At 71.2% G+C, this 16003-nt stretch carries 18 protein-coding genes and 2 pseudogenes; 10 read left to right on the forward strand and 10 right to left on the reverse strand.

Annotated features, from left to right (window positions below; genetic code table 11):
- Positions 1 to 26: 26 nt before the first annotated feature.
- The 3 genes from GQF42_RS03990 to GQF42_RS04000 are packed head-to-tail and all read right to left on the reverse strand — an operon-like array spanning position 27 to position 2835.
- A complete protein-coding gene (locus GQF42_RS03990; RefSeq protein WP_158917684.1) occupies positions 27 to 797 on the reverse strand; it encodes a cupin domain-containing protein in 771 nt (256 codons plus the stop codon).
- Positions 791 to 1723, reverse strand: coding sequence for a DUF6807 domain-containing protein (locus GQF42_RS03995; RefSeq protein ID WP_158917686.1), 933 nt, complete (start codon positions 1721 to 1723; stop codon positions 791 to 793). The genes GQF42_RS03990 and GQF42_RS03995 overlap by 7 nt, the downstream gene beginning before the upstream one ends.
- Positions 1720 to 2835: a Gfo/Idh/MocA family protein gene (locus tag GQF42_RS04000; protein WP_158917688.1), complete on the reverse strand. Its 1116-nt coding sequence runs from the start codon at positions 2833 to 2835 to the stop codon at positions 1720 to 1722. Before GQF42_RS04000 ends, GQF42_RS03995 begins: the two co-directional genes overlap by 4 nt.
- Positions 2836 to 3831: 996 nt before the next feature.
- Between GQF42_RS04000 and GQF42_RS04005 the strand changes: the two genes are divergently transcribed.
- Entirely contained in the window at positions 3832 to 4569 is a 738-nt protein-coding gene (locus GQF42_RS04005) for an MgtC/SapB family protein (RefSeq protein WP_158917690.1), read from the forward strand.
- A 41-nt stretch (positions 4570 to 4610) separates the two neighbouring features.
- Here GQF42_RS04005 and GQF42_RS04010 read toward each other — a convergent pair whose 3' ends face one another.
- Complete coding sequence (locus GQF42_RS04010) at positions 4611 to 6563, reverse strand: S53 family peptidase (protein WP_233273224.1); 1953 nt, start codon at positions 6561 to 6563, stop codon at positions 4611 to 4613.
- A gap of 305 nt (positions 6564 to 6868) precedes the next feature.
- Here GQF42_RS04010 and GQF42_RS04015 point away from each other — a divergent pair, with 305 nt between their 5' ends.
- A complete protein-coding gene (locus GQF42_RS04015) occupies positions 6869 to 7066 on the forward strand; it encodes a hypothetical protein (protein ID WP_158917692.1) in 198 nt (65 codons plus the stop codon).
- 426 nt (positions 7067 to 7492) lie between these two features.
- A complete protein-coding gene (locus tag GQF42_RS47205; protein ID WP_158917694.1) occupies positions 7493 to 8176 on the forward strand; it encodes a transglycosylase family protein in 684 nt (227 codons plus the stop codon).
- 102 nt (positions 8177 to 8278) lie between these two features.
- Here the strand turns inward: GQF42_RS47205 and GQF42_RS04025 are convergent, their stop codons facing one another.
- The gene (locus GQF42_RS04025) at positions 8279 to 8524 is read right to left on the reverse strand and encodes a hypothetical protein (protein WP_158917696.1); all 246 of its coding nucleotides are present in this window, start codon (positions 8522 to 8524) and stop codon (positions 8279 to 8281) included.
- Between GQF42_RS04025 and GQF42_RS04030 the strand changes: the two genes are divergently transcribed.
- From GQF42_RS04030 to GQF42_RS04040, 3 genes and pseudogenes are all read left to right on the forward strand, one after another.
- On the forward strand, positions 8523 to 8846 hold the full coding sequence (locus GQF42_RS04030) for a hypothetical protein (RefSeq protein WP_158917698.1): 324 nt from the start codon (positions 8523 to 8525) through the stop codon (positions 8844 to 8846). The two genes, GQF42_RS04025 and GQF42_RS04030, sit on opposite strands and share 2 nt — an antisense overlap.
- Positions 8847 to 8872: 26 nt before the next feature.
- Positions 8873 to 9097 (forward strand): annotated as a pseudogene (locus GQF42_RS04035) (peptidase); the annotation flags it as partial.
- A gap of 4 nt (positions 9098 to 9101) precedes the next feature.
- A pseudogene (locus GQF42_RS04040) lies at positions 9102 to 9356 on the forward strand (alpha/beta hydrolase); the annotation flags it as partial.
- An 11-nt stretch (positions 9357 to 9367) separates the two neighbouring features.
- On the opposite strand, the gene GQF42_RS04045 reads toward GQF42_RS04040, so the two are convergent.
- Positions 9368 to 10261, reverse strand: a complete 894-nt coding sequence (locus GQF42_RS04045) for a Vgb family protein (RefSeq protein ID WP_158917700.1) — start codon at positions 10259 to 10261, stop codon at positions 9368 to 9370.
- Positions 10262 to 10364: 103 nt separating this feature from the next.
- Between GQF42_RS04045 and GQF42_RS04050 the strand changes: the two genes are divergently transcribed.
- Both GQF42_RS04050 and GQF42_RS04055 read left to right on the forward strand, forming a co-directional pair.
- Entirely contained in the window at positions 10365 to 10820 is a 456-nt protein-coding gene (locus tag GQF42_RS04050; protein WP_158917702.1) for a VOC family protein, read from the forward strand.
- Positions 10821 to 10973: 153 nt separating this feature from the next.
- Complete coding sequence (locus tag GQF42_RS04055) at positions 10974 to 11138, forward strand: hypothetical protein (protein WP_233273225.1); 165 nt, start codon at positions 10974 to 10976, stop codon at positions 11136 to 11138.
- Between the two features lie 30 nt (positions 11139 to 11168).
- Here the strand turns inward: GQF42_RS04055 and GQF42_RS04060 are convergent, their stop codons facing one another.
- The gene (locus tag GQF42_RS04060) at positions 11169 to 12176 is read right to left on the reverse strand and encodes a LacI family DNA-binding transcriptional regulator (RefSeq protein ID WP_158917706.1); all 1008 of its coding nucleotides are present in this window, start codon (positions 12174 to 12176) and stop codon (positions 11169 to 11171) included.
- Between the two features lie 109 nt (positions 12177 to 12285).
- Here GQF42_RS04060 and GQF42_RS04065 point away from each other — a divergent pair, with 109 nt between their 5' ends.
- A complete protein-coding gene (locus GQF42_RS04065) occupies positions 12286 to 13440 on the forward strand; it encodes a Gfo/Idh/MocA family protein (RefSeq protein WP_158917708.1) in 1155 nt (384 codons plus the stop codon).
- Between the two features lie 90 nt (positions 13441 to 13530).
- Here GQF42_RS04065 and GQF42_RS04070 read toward each other — a convergent pair whose 3' ends face one another.
- Complete coding sequence (locus GQF42_RS04070) at positions 13531 to 13944, reverse strand: YciI family protein (protein WP_158917710.1); 414 nt, start codon at positions 13942 to 13944, stop codon at positions 13531 to 13533.
- A gap of 71 nt (positions 13945 to 14015) precedes the next feature.
- Here GQF42_RS04070 and GQF42_RS04075 point away from each other — a divergent pair, with 71 nt between their 5' ends.
- Positions 14016 to 14939, forward strand: a complete 924-nt coding sequence (locus tag GQF42_RS04075; protein WP_158917712.1) for a LysR family transcriptional regulator — start codon at positions 14016 to 14018, stop codon at positions 14937 to 14939.
- Positions 14940 to 15113: 174 nt separating this feature from the next.
- On the opposite strand, the gene GQF42_RS04080 is transcribed toward GQF42_RS04075, so the two are convergent.
- Both GQF42_RS04080 and GQF42_RS04085 read right to left on the reverse strand, forming a co-directional pair.
- A complete protein-coding gene (locus GQF42_RS04080) occupies positions 15114 to 15488 on the reverse strand; it encodes an ester cyclase (RefSeq protein ID WP_158917714.1) in 375 nt (124 codons plus the stop codon).
- Complete coding sequence (locus GQF42_RS04085; protein WP_158917716.1) at positions 15485 to 15901, reverse strand: DUF3224 domain-containing protein; 417 nt, start codon at positions 15899 to 15901, stop codon at positions 15485 to 15487. The genes GQF42_RS04080 and GQF42_RS04085 overlap by 4 nt, the downstream gene beginning before the upstream one ends.
- Positions 15902 to 16003: the final 102 nt, after the last annotated feature.

Here is a 16003-nt window from a genome sequence, read left to right on the forward strand (position 1 = left end):
CCCCACTCGATGCAGCCGGCCGGCTGTCAGCCCGTGGGCCTGTCGTCGTACGGCGGCGTCGTGCCGGGCAGGGCGTACTCGTCCCGGCGTCCGCACATCCCGAAGCCGCCCCGTCGGCTCGGCTCGCTCTGGTACGCGGTTGCGTCGGCGAGGTAGGCGGGGTCACCGGATTCCAGGGCGTCGAGCTGAGCGCCGGTGCGTTCGGCGGTGGCGAGGGCGCCGGCCCGCCACAGCTCGCGCCATGCGGAGACCCGGGCGCGGACCAGGCGGGCGGCGGCCTCCTGGAAGGAGCGGTACGGGCCGGCGTCCCCGGCGATCAGGGCCTCGCGCAGGGTCAGGTAGCCCTCGACGGCCAGGTCCCGGCGGCGCCGGGCGGCGGCCTCGGTGTCCGCACCCGTGCCCGGTGGCACTGTGGCCGCCGCCGCATACCGCTCGGGGTCGGCGAGCACCTCGGGCGGAAAGGTGAACACGGCGTCCCCGGCCTCGGGCAGGCCGCTGTTCTGCATGAGCACCGTGATCCGCAGGTCGCCGCCCTGCACCATGCGGTGCACGGTGCCCGGGGTGAACCAGGCGAGGGAGCCGGGCCCCAGCGGGATGTCCCGGTATCCGTCGGGGCTCAGCGTCTGCACCGCGCCCCGGCCACCGGTGACGACGTACGCCTCGGTGCACACCAGATGCAGATGGGGGCTGCCGCCGCGGACGCCGTCGGCGGCCTCCCACTCGTAGGCGTTCAGGTGCGACAGGCCCACGGCCCCGGGCAGCGGAAGGGACGGGACGGGCTTCGCATCGCTCACCACGGCAGGTCCTCCAGATGGCGGCCCACCCGGTCGCGGTCCCAGGCACCGTCGGCGATCACAACCCGGTAGCGGTAGCCGAAGCTCTCCCCCGGCGGCAGGGCGAACTCCTCGAAGAACGCCCAGGAGAAGGCGACCGTCGGGATCGGCTCGGAGCGGACGAACCAGTGTGAGGCGTGGATCGCGGACGACTCGTCCAGGTTCTCCGGGGCATGCGCGAAGACGAGGGTGGAGTGGCCGTCGGTCTCGTCGTGTTCGGTGGTGAAGGCCAGCCACGGGCCCTGACTGCCCATCACCTTGGCGGCATCGATGCCCGGTTCGGAGTCGGGCGTGAACACACCGCCGCCGGTGAAGTCGCGTGGGCCGCGCCACTGCAGTCCGGTGTAACCGGCCATCTCGCGGCCCGCGGTGGTGGGCGAGCCGAACAGCAGGGGCTCGTCATGGACGTTGGTGAGCGCTATGGCCCAGTCCAGGGTCCAGGCGCCGGCCTCCTCGTCCACGGTGTGTACGGCGAGGCCGCGTACCTCACGGGCCCATTCCCGGCCGCCGTTCTCGACCCAGGTCAACTCCTCGGTGGCATCGAGGCGTTCGTCGGTGACGGTGAGGCCGGTGAAGCCGTCGTGCCGCATGGAGCCGACCTGGTCGGGCAGGCGGAGGTATCCCTGGCCGTGCACATAGCAGTTGCCGCCCCAGAAGTTCTGCCCCGACAGATGACTGGCCGTCATCTGAAGGCCCTTGTGCCAGCGGTGGTCACTGGGCCGGTATCCGGTCACCGTACGACCGGCGAGGGTGCGTACGGGGTGGGCATAGGGTTTGCGGGCTTCGAAGGCGTCCGGGTCGGGGCGGTAGACGTACCGGAGAATCTCGGTACCGTTCGGCGCCTCGACCGCGAGGTGCTCGCCGTGGACATGGCTGACTCGGATGCTCATGCGCGCTCCTTGGGGGCCCAGTCGGGGTGGTCGCCGTGCATGGCCGCGTAGTAGGGATCACCGGGGCAGATCTCGCCCGTCCGCACCGGCTGTCCGGTGAACGCCGCCTTGTAGAGGGCGGCCGCGAACTCCAGGGTGGCGCGGGCGGTCGAGCCGCTGCCCGGAGGCCGCTCACCGCGGTCGAACGCGTCCAGAAGGGCACCGAGTTGGGCGGCGTGCGAGCTGGGCAGGTCGGCGGCGGGGGTGCGCCAGGCCGCGGCCCGCTCGGCGTCGACGTGCGGGGCGGGGGTGTAGACCCAGTCGTCGTTGCCGTGTCCGTACAGGTGGGTCAGTTCCAGCGTGGCATCGGCGCAGTCGACGCGGACGCGACTGACCTCGTGCGGGGACAGGACGCTGTTCACGACGGTGGCGAGCGTGCCGCCGCGGAAGCGGACCAGGGCGGTGGAGACGTCCTCGCTCTCGACGTCGTGGACCAGCCGCGCCGCCATGGCCCGTACCTCCTCCCACTCACCGAGCAGGTGCAGCAGCAGGTCGTACTGGTGGATTCCGTGCCCCATGGTCGGCCCGCCGCCCTCGCTCGCCCAACGGCCGCGCCACGGTACGGCGTAGTAGCCGGCATCCCGGTGCCAGGTGGTCTGGCAGTGCGCCACCAGCGGGGCACCCAGCTCGCCGCTCGCGATCAGCTGCCGGGCGTGTACGGCGCCGGAGCCGTAGCGGTGCTGGAACACCACCGAGGCATAGGCACCGGAAGCCTTCTCCGCAGCGGCCATGTCGTCGTACTCGGCGAGCGACAGACACAGCGGCTTCTCGCACAGCACCCAGGCCCCGGCCTCGAGCGCGGCCACGGTCTGCTCGCGGTGCAGCGCGGGCGGCGTACCGATGAGCACCAGGTCCGGACATACGGCGTCGAGCATGGCCTCGGCAGAGGTGAACCCGGCGACCTGCGCGCCCGCCTCCCTCCGGAAGGCGTCCAGTCTGCCCTCGTCCACATCGACGGCGGCGACGAGTTCGACACGCCCGGCATGGGCTCTGAGCGCGGGGAGATGGCTGCCGGTGACGATGGCACCGGTGCCGATGACGGCGACGCGGCGGCAGGGTGTGGGCAAGGACATGCAACACTCCTGAGGGCTCGGCAGACGGAGTCGAACACCGCACAGAAAGCGCTTGCTCCGTACGAGGTGACCCTAGGTGCCGGGTGATTGTCAGGACAACCCCTCTGCGGGGGGATTCGCCGGTGCGAGAGGATGGCCGGCGCGAGTGGCAAAGAGAGCTGCAGGCGCTGCAGGCGCTGCAGGCGCAACGACGACGGAAGGGACGGGGCGGCCGAAGAGGGCGGGGGAATCGGCCTCGGACACGCTGGTTTGACCGACGGCCTGCCGGGCTACCCATGGCCCATGATTCCGTCCCGGGTCGAGGACACCCTGCCTGAGCTGGCACCCTTCGTCCTCGCTGTCCAGGGGCGGCGGCCCGACGACGGCACGTGACGCGAGGCCTGGACCGTGCGGAACGTCCTGGTCCACCAGACGGGCAATGCCGAGGAACTGGCCCGGGTTCTGCAGGCGTTCCTCGACGGCGCACCGGTGGAGACGAGGGGCTTCCAGCGTGAGGATCCCTATCGGGCTGCGGGGACGCCGCCCCGCCGACCCGTCACGCTGGAACAGCACCGCCGGCCCGGAGACCCTGCGCAAGGTACGGGCCCTCTTGAGCGGCTGCTGAAGACGCCGGTTGGGCAGGTCCGAACGGGACCATCGACCGGGCGGGTTGCGGGTTGCGGGTTGCGCTACTCGAACCTCGGCGTGCCCTCCGGGCAGGGCAGCAGGCCCTGGGGCGTATGCCGTGAACCCGCAGGTCGACGAGCAATTCCTTGGCGCCGCCCACAAGGCCGGTCAGCCCGCCGGTCAAGACGTCACCGCCTTCGCGGACTTCACGCGTGAACTTCCCGCCGGACCACTGCAAGGCCGGCCGGTGATGCCCGGTGACGACCGCCGGCTTCCCCGCAAAGAGAGCGGAATCAGCTCAACCCGCACGTTCGGGTCGGGTGGCGTTGCGGACTCGCCGCAGGGTAGGCGCCGGTGCGACGCATCGACGGACCGAGCTGCGAGGTGTACATGGCAGGGGCTGAGCTTGCGGCACCGATGTGGGACATCCACAACGGCCAGGGACCACGGCAGCTTGCCGAACTGGCACTGGCACTGCTGCTGTCGAGCCTGATCGGCTGGGAACGCGCGGCCCAGCAGAAGAGCGCCGGTCTGCGCACGCACACGCTCGTCGGGATCGCGAGCGCGCTGATGATGGAGGTCTCCCAGCACGGGTTCACCTCGGTGCTCGGGCTGGAGCACATTTCCTACGACCCCTCCCGGGTGGCCGCGCAGATCGTGTCCGGGATCGGGTTCATCGGGGGCGGCCTGATCTTCGTACGCCGAGACGCCGTACGAGGTCTGACGACGGCCGCCACCATCTGGCTGACCAGTGCGGTCGGCATGGCCTGCGGTGGCGGGCTGCCCCTTCTCGCGCTGGCGGTGACGGCCCTGCACTTCCTGGTGGTACGCGGTTATCCCCGTTTCACGTCCCGCCTGATACCGGAGACCGTCCCTTCCGCCTTCGAAGCTCGGCTGACCTACCGGACGGGCTCCGCGCTGCTGCCACGGCTGATGCAGACCTGCACGCGCCTCGGGTTCCGGATCACGCAGGTGAGGGTCGAGCGACTGCCGGGCCGCACGGACGACGCCGCGCGTGTGCTGCTGGAGTTGGAGGGTACCGAGGACCCGGCACGACTGACGGCGGATCTGTTCCAGAACGAGGACGTGCTCGACGTCGAGTTGACCGCGGCGTCGGACGACGAGTAGTCGCAGTCGCAGCGAAGAAGCCGACCGGCCGTCCCGCCCGTTCAGTGTGCGGCGTGGCGCAGTCCGGTGAGGAAGGCGGCGCCGTTCGGTGTGCCGACTCCCGTCATGGTGTCGTAGCCCTTGGCGGTGACCTGCTCGGTGTAGGCGCGTTCCTGGGAGTCGAAGACGTCGACGCCCGTGCTGTCCTGGGACCCGTCAGCCGGGAGGTAGGCGGCCCGGTCCTGCTGGGGCGTCCGCGGGCCGACCGGCAGGACGTCGTGCAGCGCACGAGTGCCGGCAAGTCGGTAGAGGAGGGGGTTGATGAAGCCGAACGCCGACTTCTGTCCCTGCTGGGCGTCGGCGACCAGGCCGGCGATCAGCGGGCACGCCAGGCTCGTGCCGGCGTTCACCACGGTCCGGTACGGCCCCGGCTTTCCGCTGCTCTCCGACTCGGTGTACCCGGTGAGGAGGCCGGTGTCGGGATCGCCGTCGGCCGCGATGTCGGGCACGGCCCGATCGATGGCGGTCCGCTTGCCGATGCGGACGTGCGACATCGACGCGGGCACGACACCCTTCTGGTAGGCGGGCTGCCCGTAGACGAGGCTCGTGCCCCCGCCGCCGCCGCTGATGCCCAGATCGGACCACTTGCCGTGGTCCAGGGATCCGTAGTCGTCGGACCACCCGGTCTCGAAGACCCGGTCGTTCGCCGCCCCGATGCCGAGGCTGGTGCCGCCGACCGCCACCGCGTAGGGGTCGGAGTCGGTGACGGTCAGGCCGGGAGTGTCACCGGAGGCGAAGTACACGCCGACTCCTTCGGCGGCGGCCCGCACGTCGATGGCGTGCACGGTCGGCTCCGGCACATCGCCCAGCGGGATCTGCCACGAGTTGGACTCGATGGAGGCACTGGGATGTTTACCGTCGCCCGTCAGCACGGCAAGGGCTGCGTCCAGCAGTGCCTGGTCCTCGTCGCAGCCTCCTCCGATCACCATCAGCTGGTCGGCGCCGGGCGCCATGGCGTAGAGGGCCTCGGAGTCCATCTCCGCCTCGTCGTTGACGGCGGGCGACTGCGCCGCACCGTGTGGGGTCGTGCCGCAGGTGCTCCCGGTTCTGATCTCCCGGAACTGGGCGGGCTTCGGCGCGGGCAGGTGGTTGTTCTTCGCGTAGTCCTGCAGCGTCTGGAACATCGCGGTCGGCGTCTCGTCCTCGGTCAGCGCGACGGTCTGGCCTTTGCCGGTGTCCGTCCACGTGGCCCCGTACGCGGCGCGGATCTGGCCGGCGGAGTACCCGCACACCGGCAGCGATGCCTTGGTCAGTCCTTGGTAGGCCGGGTGGAAGGCCTGAGTGTGCTCGGCCCAGTACCGGGAGCACGTCGGCGCCTTCACCGCCGCTGGGGACCGCCCCGGCTCCGGCGCGCTCGCGGTCCGGGTCACGGCCGGCCGGGCGCCGCTCAGTCCGGTCACCGCCAGCACGTCGGGCGCGAGCGAGGACGGCACCGACACGTCACGGTCGTTGGACTGGATCTCGGTGGGCCTGCCGTTCGCGTCCTCGGTGCGGTAGCGGTTGATCCGCACCCGGAACGCCGACTGCACCTTCGACACGGGCCCGGTCGCCGAGACGTAGTCACGGCCGGGGCCGACCCTCACCCCGGTCAGCCCCTGGGTGCTCAGCCATGCCGCGACCGCCCTGGCGCGTGCGGCGGAGGGACCGAACCTGGCGGTGTAGGCGTCCGGGCTCAGATAGTGGTGGAACTCGCCGCTGCCCGGAGCGGAGACCGCGTCGGCGAACGCCGCGGCTTTGGCCAGGTCCGGCTTCAGCCACACCTGGAGGGACAGTTGCCGGGAAGAGGGCACGGCACCGGCAAGCGGCAGGGCGTGCACGGCGGACGGTGTCGACTGCGGCACCGGTGCGGTGGACGCCGCCCGTGCCGTGCCGGGCACCCCGAGCAGTGCCCCGGCCGCCACCACTGCCGCACAGCCGGCGACGGCGGTGGCGGCTCTGGCACGGATTCTCGTCACGGAACCCACTGCCCACCTCTTCGAGAAGTCTCCTGCCACGTGTGTCCCCCAGCCCAGCTCGATCGCTCCAGCATCCGACGGCCCCCGAGCCCCGGCCCCCGCTCCTCGTACGACGCATCCCCGAGACCTCGGGTTCCGGATCTCGAGGAGCGCGACCGGTCCCGGCCACCTGTCCCGTCGTCGACCGAAGTTCCAGCCGGATCGACTTTTGGCTGTCCGCCCCGAGCTCACCAGGTACTTTCGGCGCCGTCGCCTCGACCCACGGCGGACAGAGTCCGAATGCACCGGAAGCGAGCATCGTGTGCATGAAGAAGGTGCTGGAAACAGTCGGGTTCGTCGCCCTGGTGCAAGGCGTGCTCGGGCTGGTGCAGGAGTTCACCCACTGGCAGGTCGGCCTGCTGAGGCGAATCTCGTTCCTCGACGGCTACAACGCCGTTGTGAGCTTCGTCCTGATCGTGCTCGCCTGCGCACTGTTCGCCGCCGCCGAGCGACTCCGGCACTGACTCCGCTGCCGGATGCGGCCCTCCCCTTACGTTGTCCAAGACGCGGATCATGGCGCGTCCGGTGAACGCGTGCGCCTCCTGGCCCGTTCGCCGCAGTGCCCGGTACTGCGACCGTCTCATGCCGCCCGCCCCATCCGGGCGGAGCGGCCACTGCCCCGTCGTAAACATGCGCCGCCCCGGGGCCCGGCCTGCGGCGGCACGGGACCGGCACGAACCGGTAGCCGAACTTCCGTGCACCCATGCCTACTTGTGTGCTCGCACCCCAGTAGACCTGACGGGGCGTCACAAAAACGGGCGGTAGCTCTTGACGGCGCACGACGATACGTGAGCTGTTCGCGCCTTGTGAGCGGCCGGGCCCCACTGCCGTACTTCCTACAGCCCGCCGGGACCGCCGGTGGGCGGGAACCGCAGTGGAGAGGAAGGCCTATGACCGCACGACCGCGGCACCGCCGCACCGCACCCCCACGGCTCCTGCCGTCGCTCCGCACCGCCCTCGCCCTCGGCAGCTTCGGCATCATCCTGCCGCTCCTCGCACCGGCCACCGGTCAGGCTGCCGCCGGCAGCACCTGGGACCGGGTCGCCGGCTGCGAAAGCGGCGGCAACTGGAGCACCAACACCGGCAACGGCAACTACGGCGGACTGCAGTTCACCCAGCCGACCTGGGTGGCCTACGGAGGGACCTCGTACGCTCCCCGGGCCGATCTGGCGAGCCGGGCGGAGCAGATCACCGTGGCGGAGGTGGTGCTCGCCCGGCAGGGGCCGGGAGCGTGGCCGGTCTGCTCGGTACGGGCGCACCTCACACGGGGCAGCGGGAGCAGCGGCAACAGCGGCAACAGCGGCAACAGCGGCAACAGCGGCAACAGCGGCAACAGCGGGACGGTCACACATCCCAGTCCTCCTCGGCACGCCGCGCCCACGTCCGGTTCGCACGGCCGCACTCAGCAGCGTGGCAGCACGTCGTACACCGTGCAGGACGGCGACACTCTGTCCGGCGTCGCATGGCAGGCCGCCGTTCCGGGCGGCTGGCAACGGCTGTACACAACGAACCGGAACACCATCGGCCCGGACCCGGACGTGATCCGCCCGGGAGAGCGGCTCATCCTGCCCTGATCCGACCAGCGGTCCGACACGACCCGCCGGACACCGGGAAGCGAGAGGAGATCGCGGAGATCTGCCTCCGCTCAGCCTTCCAGCCTGCGCAGCCGCTCCGTGTCACTCGTGCGGGGGCAGGTCACGCAGGCCTCGGCGGGCCGGATCGCGCAGAACATGCAGCAACCGGTCCGGGTACGCGTGCCGTGCGCACCACCCGCCCTCGCCGGTCAAATGGCGGAAATCGGCGCCGTCCGGGCAGGGAGGCCGGGGCCGGCAGGACTTGGGGGCGGCGCGCACGGCGTCGCCCTCCCGCTCCAGCATCCGGCCGAGGTACCAGATGCCGGACACGAGGTCGTCGCCGACCATGCCCCACAGAGGGCGCGCCCCGCGCCGGCCGACCGGGCGACCGGCCGACGACCGCCGGCAGTGGGCGCATGTGCTCGGCCACCGCCATGCGCAACGCCGCTCGCAGTCCATCTTCCTGAGGGAGCGTCGACACGCCCGGAATCGCGGCGAGCGGGTCGTCCGCCGGACAGGCGAGTTCGGTTCCGGGGTGATCACGTACGCGCCCGAGGGCGAGATCCAGCCGCAGGTGCTCGGGGCGGACACGCGGGACTCGCCGCTCGAGGAACCAAGCCCCTGCCGTCAGCAGGCCGACCGACCAGGCATGGTCGTGCAGAGCGCGTGAGGCGGCGACTCACGGCGGACGACGCCCGCCGCACCGGCGGCACGTCATGGAACATGACTTTCGGCGGGGTGGGCGGGACCCTGGTGTCCACGCCGGCCGACCTGAACCGCTCCGCCTCCGCCCTGCTCGGCGGCCGACTGCGGCCCGCTGCTTCCCAACTCACCCACATGCGACGGACGGTGGCGGCGGATCCCGACCGGCTCTGGCCCGGTGCCCGCTACGGTCTCGGCCTGATCTCCTCGCCGCTGTCCTTGCCCCACGACGATCCGCAGTGACCTGTCGGCCCTGCTCGTGAACGCCACCGATGACCCGCGCACCACCTACCGCGGTGCCGAAACGGTCCACCGCAACTGGCCCGGCTCCCGCCTGGTGACCCTGCGCGGGGCGGACCAGCACGCGGTGTACGGCGCGTTCGCCAGCCCCTGCGTGGATGCCACGGTCAACGCCTATTTCGCGAGCGGGCACCTGCCGGCCGGCGACGTCACCCGCTCCCGGCCGCCCGCCGCCTGAGGGCCCACGGGCTACGGTGCGACCCTCGCGACCCCTCCCGCCTCCAGGGCCACCCAGAGGGCACCGTCGGGCCCCAGGGTGATGCCGTGGGGCTCGGACGAGGGCGACGGCAGATCGTACTCGGCGATCTCACCGTTCTCGGTGATGCGACCGACCCGGTTGGCTCCCCACTCGGTGAACCAGCATTCCCCGGTGGACGCGGCCACGATGGCGTGGGGTCTGGCCGCGCGGTCGGGCAGGGGAAATTCCTCGATCCCACCGTCCACCGAGATCCTGCCGATCCGGCCCGCCGCGATCTCGACGAACCACAGGGCGGCACCGTCACTGGTGATACCGACGGGCGCGGCGCCGGGTGTCGGCAGGGGATACAGGGTGGTGTCCCCCTCGGTGGAGATACGGCCGATCGCGTCCGCCTGGTTGAGGGTGAACCACAGGGCTCCGTCGGGCCCGGTGGTGATCGCCGCCGGGAAGGCACCCCTGCCGGGCAGGGCGAACTCGCTGATCTGTCCGTCGCTGCCGATACGACCGATCCGATCGGTGTTCATCTGCGTGAACCACACCGCGCCGTCCGGGCCCGCGGTGACACCGAAGGGCCCACTGTCGGCCGTCGGCACGGCAAAGGACTCGGCCTCGCCGTGGACGGTGATGCGGCCGATCCGGTGGTCCTGGGAGCGGGCGAACCACAGGGCTCCGTCGGGACCTGCAGTGATCACGGTGGGACGGCTCGCAGGCAAGTCCAGCGGGAATTGCCTGAGTTCACCATCGAGGGTCAGACGCGCGATGCGCCCGCTGTGCACGAAAGTGACCCACAGGGCACCGTCCGCGCCCGCCGTGATGCCGTAAGGCCCGGCCTCCTTGTCCGCCACGGGGAACTCCGTGATGGCCGGGGCATGAGAATCGCGCACAGCAGCTCAACTCCTTGCGAGAACCTGAGATCAATCATGTCACCCGCCCCTCCCCGGCAGTCGGGACGGGTTTCGCCTCGCAGACGGCAGGTACGGTTGGCGGATGACCACCCACGCCACACTTCAGCTGACCATCGACTGCGCCGAGCCGGAGCGGCTCGTCGCCTTCTGGGCGGTTGCGCTGGGGTATGAAGTCGAGCCGCCGCCTGCGCCGTTCGCCACCTGGCGTGCGTACTGGGTGGATCAGGGCCTGCCGGAGGAGGAGTTGGGCACCGGAGACTGCAGTGACTCCGTCATCGATCCGCGAGGCGTTGGCCCCCGGATCTGGTTCCAGCAGGTGCCCGAGCCCAAGGCCGTCAAGAACCGGCTGCACCTCGATCTGGGCGTGAGCGGAGGACGGACCGTCCCGTTCGCCACGCGTAAGGAACGAGTCCTCGCCGAGATGGCGCGCCTGGAGAGCGCGGGCGCGTCCAGGCTGCGCATCGAGGACTCGCAGGCCTCGGGTTCGTTCTCCGTCCTGATGCAGGACCCGGAAGGCAACGAGTTCTGCGTGCACTGAGCCTCCTCCCGGCGCAGAAGGGTGTGCAGCCGCGCGGTGCGCCAGGGCATGCGTTCGGCAAAGACCCTGCGCAGGCATGGTCCGACGCCGTAACCCGCGAGGCCGGTGCCCGTTGCCTCCGGCATGGACGCACTTCCCACCTCGGCATTGCGCATGCCCGAATCGCCCGAACCGCGCCTGCCTCTGTTCACCCTTTCGGAGGCACACGAACTGCTCGACGTCCTTCAGCACTTCGGCACGACCGACCACGACTGGGGCGCACAGGCCCGGCACTTCGCGGCCGAACTCGCCGCCCGCGTCCCGTCCTACGACGCCTAGGCCGGCGCAAGCAGGCACCTGGCTCGGCTGTCAGCACTCGGCGCGCGGCGGGGCGGTCGTACCCCTCACCTCGAGGCAGGGAGTGGCGAGGTCGACCTCGCCCGGGCGGTCCGGCTCCGCCATCCGGTCGAGCAGCCGTTGCGCGGCGCGCCGGCCCACATCGCGGCCGGCGTTGTCCACGGTGGTCAGCCACAGATGGCGCAGGCGCGAAAGGTATGTGTTGTCGTAACCGACCAGGGAGAGGTCCCGTGGGACCTGCAGACCTGTCTCCTCTGCGGCGGAGAGCGCGCCGACACAGGTCATGTCGTTGACCGCGAAGACGGCCGTCGGGCGCTGCGGGCGGCTCAGGAGCCGGACGGTGGCCCGGTAGCCGCCCTCCTCGGTGAGGTCGCCCTGTTCCACGACCGCCGTGTCGGCCAGGCCGTGTTCGCGCATGGCCGCCTCGAAACTGCGTCGGCGCAGGTCACCGACCGCGCCCTGGCCGGCGATGTGGGCGATGTGCCGGTGGCCCAGGCCGATGAGGTGCTCGGTGGCCAGCCGGGCCCCGTGCTCGTCGTCGTTGGCGACGATGTCCACGCCGGGCAGTACCGGCTCGCGGGTAGCGGCGACGACCGTGGGGACCAGACCGGCCGTGGCGCGCAGCGCCTGCGGATCCTGCAGGGTGCCGACGGCGACCAGGCCGTCGACACGCAGTTCGGTGAAGGTCCGCGTCAGGTCCTCGCCGAGGCGCCGGTTGAGGTGGCCGTCGGCCATCAGCATGTGCAGGCCGCTGTCGTACAGCCGCGTGCTCAGGCCGTCGAGCAGTTCCACGAACCAGGGATTGCGCATGTCGTTGAGCAGCACCCCCACCGTGCGGGTGCGCCGCTCGCTCAGGCTGCGCGCAGCCGCGTTGGGCCGGTAACCGAGTGCTTCGACCGCGGCGAGGACGGCCTCGCGCTTCTCCGGCCGAACGCCCTCCGAGCCGCGCAGCACCAGCGAGACCAGGGATTTGGACACGCCGGCCCGCTCGGCGACGTCACGGATGGTCGGAGCGCTCATATCTGGACCGTTCCATATCCCCTCTGCTCCTGTAAAGACCTTGACATTCAGGAGAAACAGCGTTCATGGTGAGCGCCAAGGCTATGGAACGGTCCAAAGAAGGGCGCTCATGGTGAATACGCTCGGCGTCGCCGTCGTGGGATTCGGCTGGATGGGACGGGTGCACACGCAGGCGTACGCCCGCGTGCCCCATCACTTCCCCCAGCTGCCCCTACGGCCGGAACCGATCGCCGTCGCCGACGAGGTCCCCGGCCGGGCCGAGGAGGCCGCCGGGCTGTACGGCTTCGCCTCCGCGACCCGGGACTGGCGCGAGGTGGCCGCCGATCCCCGGGTCCGGGCGGTCAGCATCACGGCCCCGAACTTCCTGCACCGCGAGATCGGCACCGCGATGGCCGAGGCCGGCAAGCACATCTGGATCGAGAAGCCCGTCGGGCTCACGGCCGAGGACGCGCGGGCGGTGGCCGACGCAGTGGCCAAGGCGGGCGTCCAGGGCGCGGTCGGCTTCAACTACCGCAACGCACCCGCGGTCGAGACGGCCCGCGAGCTGATCGCCTCCGGCGAGATCGGCACGGTCACCCACGTCCGGATCCGGCTGTTCAGCGACTACGCCGCCCACCCTCAGGGCGCCCTGACCTGGCGCTACGAACGCCGGCGCGGCGGCAGTGGGGTGCTGGGCGACCTCGCCTCGCACGGCGTCGACCTGGCCCGGTACCTGCTCGGCGAGATCGCCTCGCTGGCCGCCGACACCGCCGTCTTCGTACCGGAGCGGGCCCGCCCGACCGGCGCCACGGCCGGTCACGCCCTCGCCACCGGCGGCGAACTCGGGCCGGTCGAGAACGAGGACTACGTCAGCTGCCTGCTGCGCTTCGCCTCCGGCGCCCGTGGCGTCCTCGAGGCCTGCCGCGTCTCGGTCGGTGAGCAGAACAACTACGGCTTCGAGGTGCACGGCACCAAGGGTGCCGTCTTCTGGGACTTCCGCCGCATGGGCGAACTCGCCGTCAGCCGCGGCACCACCTACCAGGACCAGCCGGTCAGCACGGTGTACGTCGGCCCCGGACACGGCGAATACGCCGCGTTCCAGCCGGGGGCAGCCACCAGCATGAGCTACGACGATCTGAAGGTGATCGAGGCGTACCGCTTCCTGCGATCCATCCTCGGGGGCACCCCGGTGGGCGCCACCTTGGGCGACGCCGTGGCCGGCGCGGTGGCACTGGATGCGATGGAACGCTCCGCCGAGCAGGGGACGTGGGTGAACCTGGGGTGAGCGCCGCAGGTCCCGCAACTCGACACCGACAGGAGCCGGGCATAGGCCGGGCGCCCGGAACGCAGTGCCGGCGACCGCCCGTCCGCGTGGTCACCCCTGCCCGGGCGGGCCGGGCAGGTCGAGCGACGGGAGCCGGTGATCGGCCGTCCGGTCGCGGTGCGCGCCGTGGCGCAGGGGTGCATCGGGCGCCAGGGGCACGGCGGCAGCCGGCGACTCCGCGTCCGTCCGCGGCACGGCGGCCGGCTCTGCCGTCCAGGCGAGCCGGAACCCGAGGATGTCGGCGGTGGCGGCGCCGCTGCTGACGAAGGGGTCGGAGGCGACCGCCGCCTCGATCGCGGCTCGCTCGCCTTCAGCAATGATCACCCCGCCCGTCCGGGGCTCCAACGGGCCCGCCCAGCGGGCCATCCCCTTGGCGAACACACCGTCGGGGTTGGCGTAGTGAGCGTCCTTGAGCGCGTCGATCGTCTCCAGCGGCGCGCGGTACTTCAGCACAATCACGAACATGACCACAGCAAACGCCAGGTCCTGCCCAGGGCGCCAAGACCCATTGACGGCACACCTATAGGCTGCAGCCTATGGCTGCTGATCACAGGGGTGCGCCGGGCGCGGACGACCTTGCGAACCTGGAGTGGCGACGGCTGCGCTACTTCGTCGCCGTCGCCGAGGCCGGCACGGTCACGGAGGCGGCCCGGCGTCTGCACATCGCCCAGCCGAGCCTCAGCCAGCAGATCCGGCTGCTGGAGCGCTCCCTCGGCACACCACTGTTCCAGCGCCTGCCAAGGGGTATGGAGCTGACCGAGCAGGGGCGGCTGGTGCTGGGTGGAGTCAACCGGGCGCTGGGCGAGCTGCGTTCGTCCGTCGCGGCCGCACGCGCCGTCGCGCTGACGGCCACCGTCGGCCTCTGCCGAGGCGTACCGCAGTCGGTCCTGGCCCGAGCCGAGCAGGTCATGACGCACGGTCAGCGCCTACGGATCGGCTACGAACAGGCCGACTCCCAGAGCCAGGTACGACTGCTGCGCGCCGGCGCGCTGGCCTTCGGCATCCTGCGCACCCCCGTGGACGACTCGGGCCTGACGCTGTGCACGGTCAACGACGAACCGCTCGGTGTCGTCCTGCACAGGCGGCATCCACTGGCCGGCCGACCAGAACTGACCTGGCCCGAGCTGTCCGGCCAGCGGTTGCTGTGGTTTCCCGCAGCGCGCGCCCCCGGCTATGCGGCGACCGTCCTCGAATGCCTGCAGAACCACGGGTGGACACCTGAGACGCTCCCCGAGGAGCACAGCAGCCACACGCTGTTCCGGCATCACCTCATGGGCCATGACGACCTGGTCGCGCTGCGGACGCGGAGCGCTTCCAGCGGTGACCCCGACCTCCTGTGGCGGCCGGTCGGCCCGGAGCCGCCCCGTGAGCGACTGGCGCTGGCCGCGGCCGCCCACTCGGCCTGGGCCGGACGACTGACCGCCGTCACGACGGACGACCCGGCCGGCTCCAGCACCTGACCGTGTGTCGGGCAGGTTGCGTGCCCGACGGCGAACTCGACCACCACAGTGAGGCGCACCAGGGCCAAGGGCCCGACCGACCTGGCGTCGTCAGCCGGTGGCGACGTAGTGGCCCGGCTCGAGGTCGGCGCGCAGGTCACTTGGCTTCGCGCTCCCGCACTGTGTGAGCGTGCGTCAGCCGGCCGGTCTGCCGAGGCTGGACAGTCCCCACAGCTCGGCAATCCGGCCGTGCCGGACACGGAAGATCTCCATCATGACGGGTCCGGGCTCCGCACCGTCCGGCCTGGGCCCCGAAAGCCCGTGCAGCACGGAGCGGACGGCGACCCGGTCGCGGTCCACGAGCATGTCCTCGACGCAGACCCGGATGCCGGGATGGGCCTCGAACATTGCGGACCAGGCATCGGCGACGGCCCCGACGCCGGTCGTTCTCAGCGGATGGCTCACGAAGTCCGGCGCGAGAATCGTCTCCAGGGCCGCCAAGTCCCGCCCGTTGAAGGCCTCGTACATACGTAGGCCGACGGCTCCCGCGCCCTGTGCCTCATCCCTCACCGGCTCGCCACCAACTCGTAGTCGAACCAGATCCGATGCGTTCCATCGGCGTCGACGGCGATGCCTCCGGCACCTGAGATCCCGGCCAGCTCTCCCGTCCCGCTCGAGGGCACGATGGTGAAGAACTCCGCGGTGCGGTCGCTGCCGGTCGTCGTCGCCGAGTGCACGAAGTTGAACGTGCCGGCCCTGCCGGACAGTGCTCCTTCGAAGGACTCCATGGCCACGTAGGTGCCCACGCCGGTCGTCTGGTCGAAGGCAGCCGTGAAGAGGGTCGCCGAGCGGCCGACGACGTCGCCCTCGAAGTGCTTCTCGATCGTCGCGACACCCACCGGGAGCCCGGTGGACACAGCCGGTTCCGGTACCAGTTCGGTCGGGACGAACGCTTTGACGGTGAACGATCCTGAAGCTCTCATGCAACGACCGTATCGGCCGGGTCTGACATCGCCCCCGACCTCGTCGGCCCCTACCGCCCAGCCGAGCGGCACACCCCGTCACACCGGTGGGCCGAAGACCGG

The organism is Streptomyces broussonetiae, assembly GCF_009796285.1.
In the GTDB taxonomy this organism is placed as follows: domain Bacteria; phylum Actinomycetota; class Actinomycetes; order Streptomycetales; family Streptomycetaceae; genus Streptomyces; species Streptomyces broussonetiae.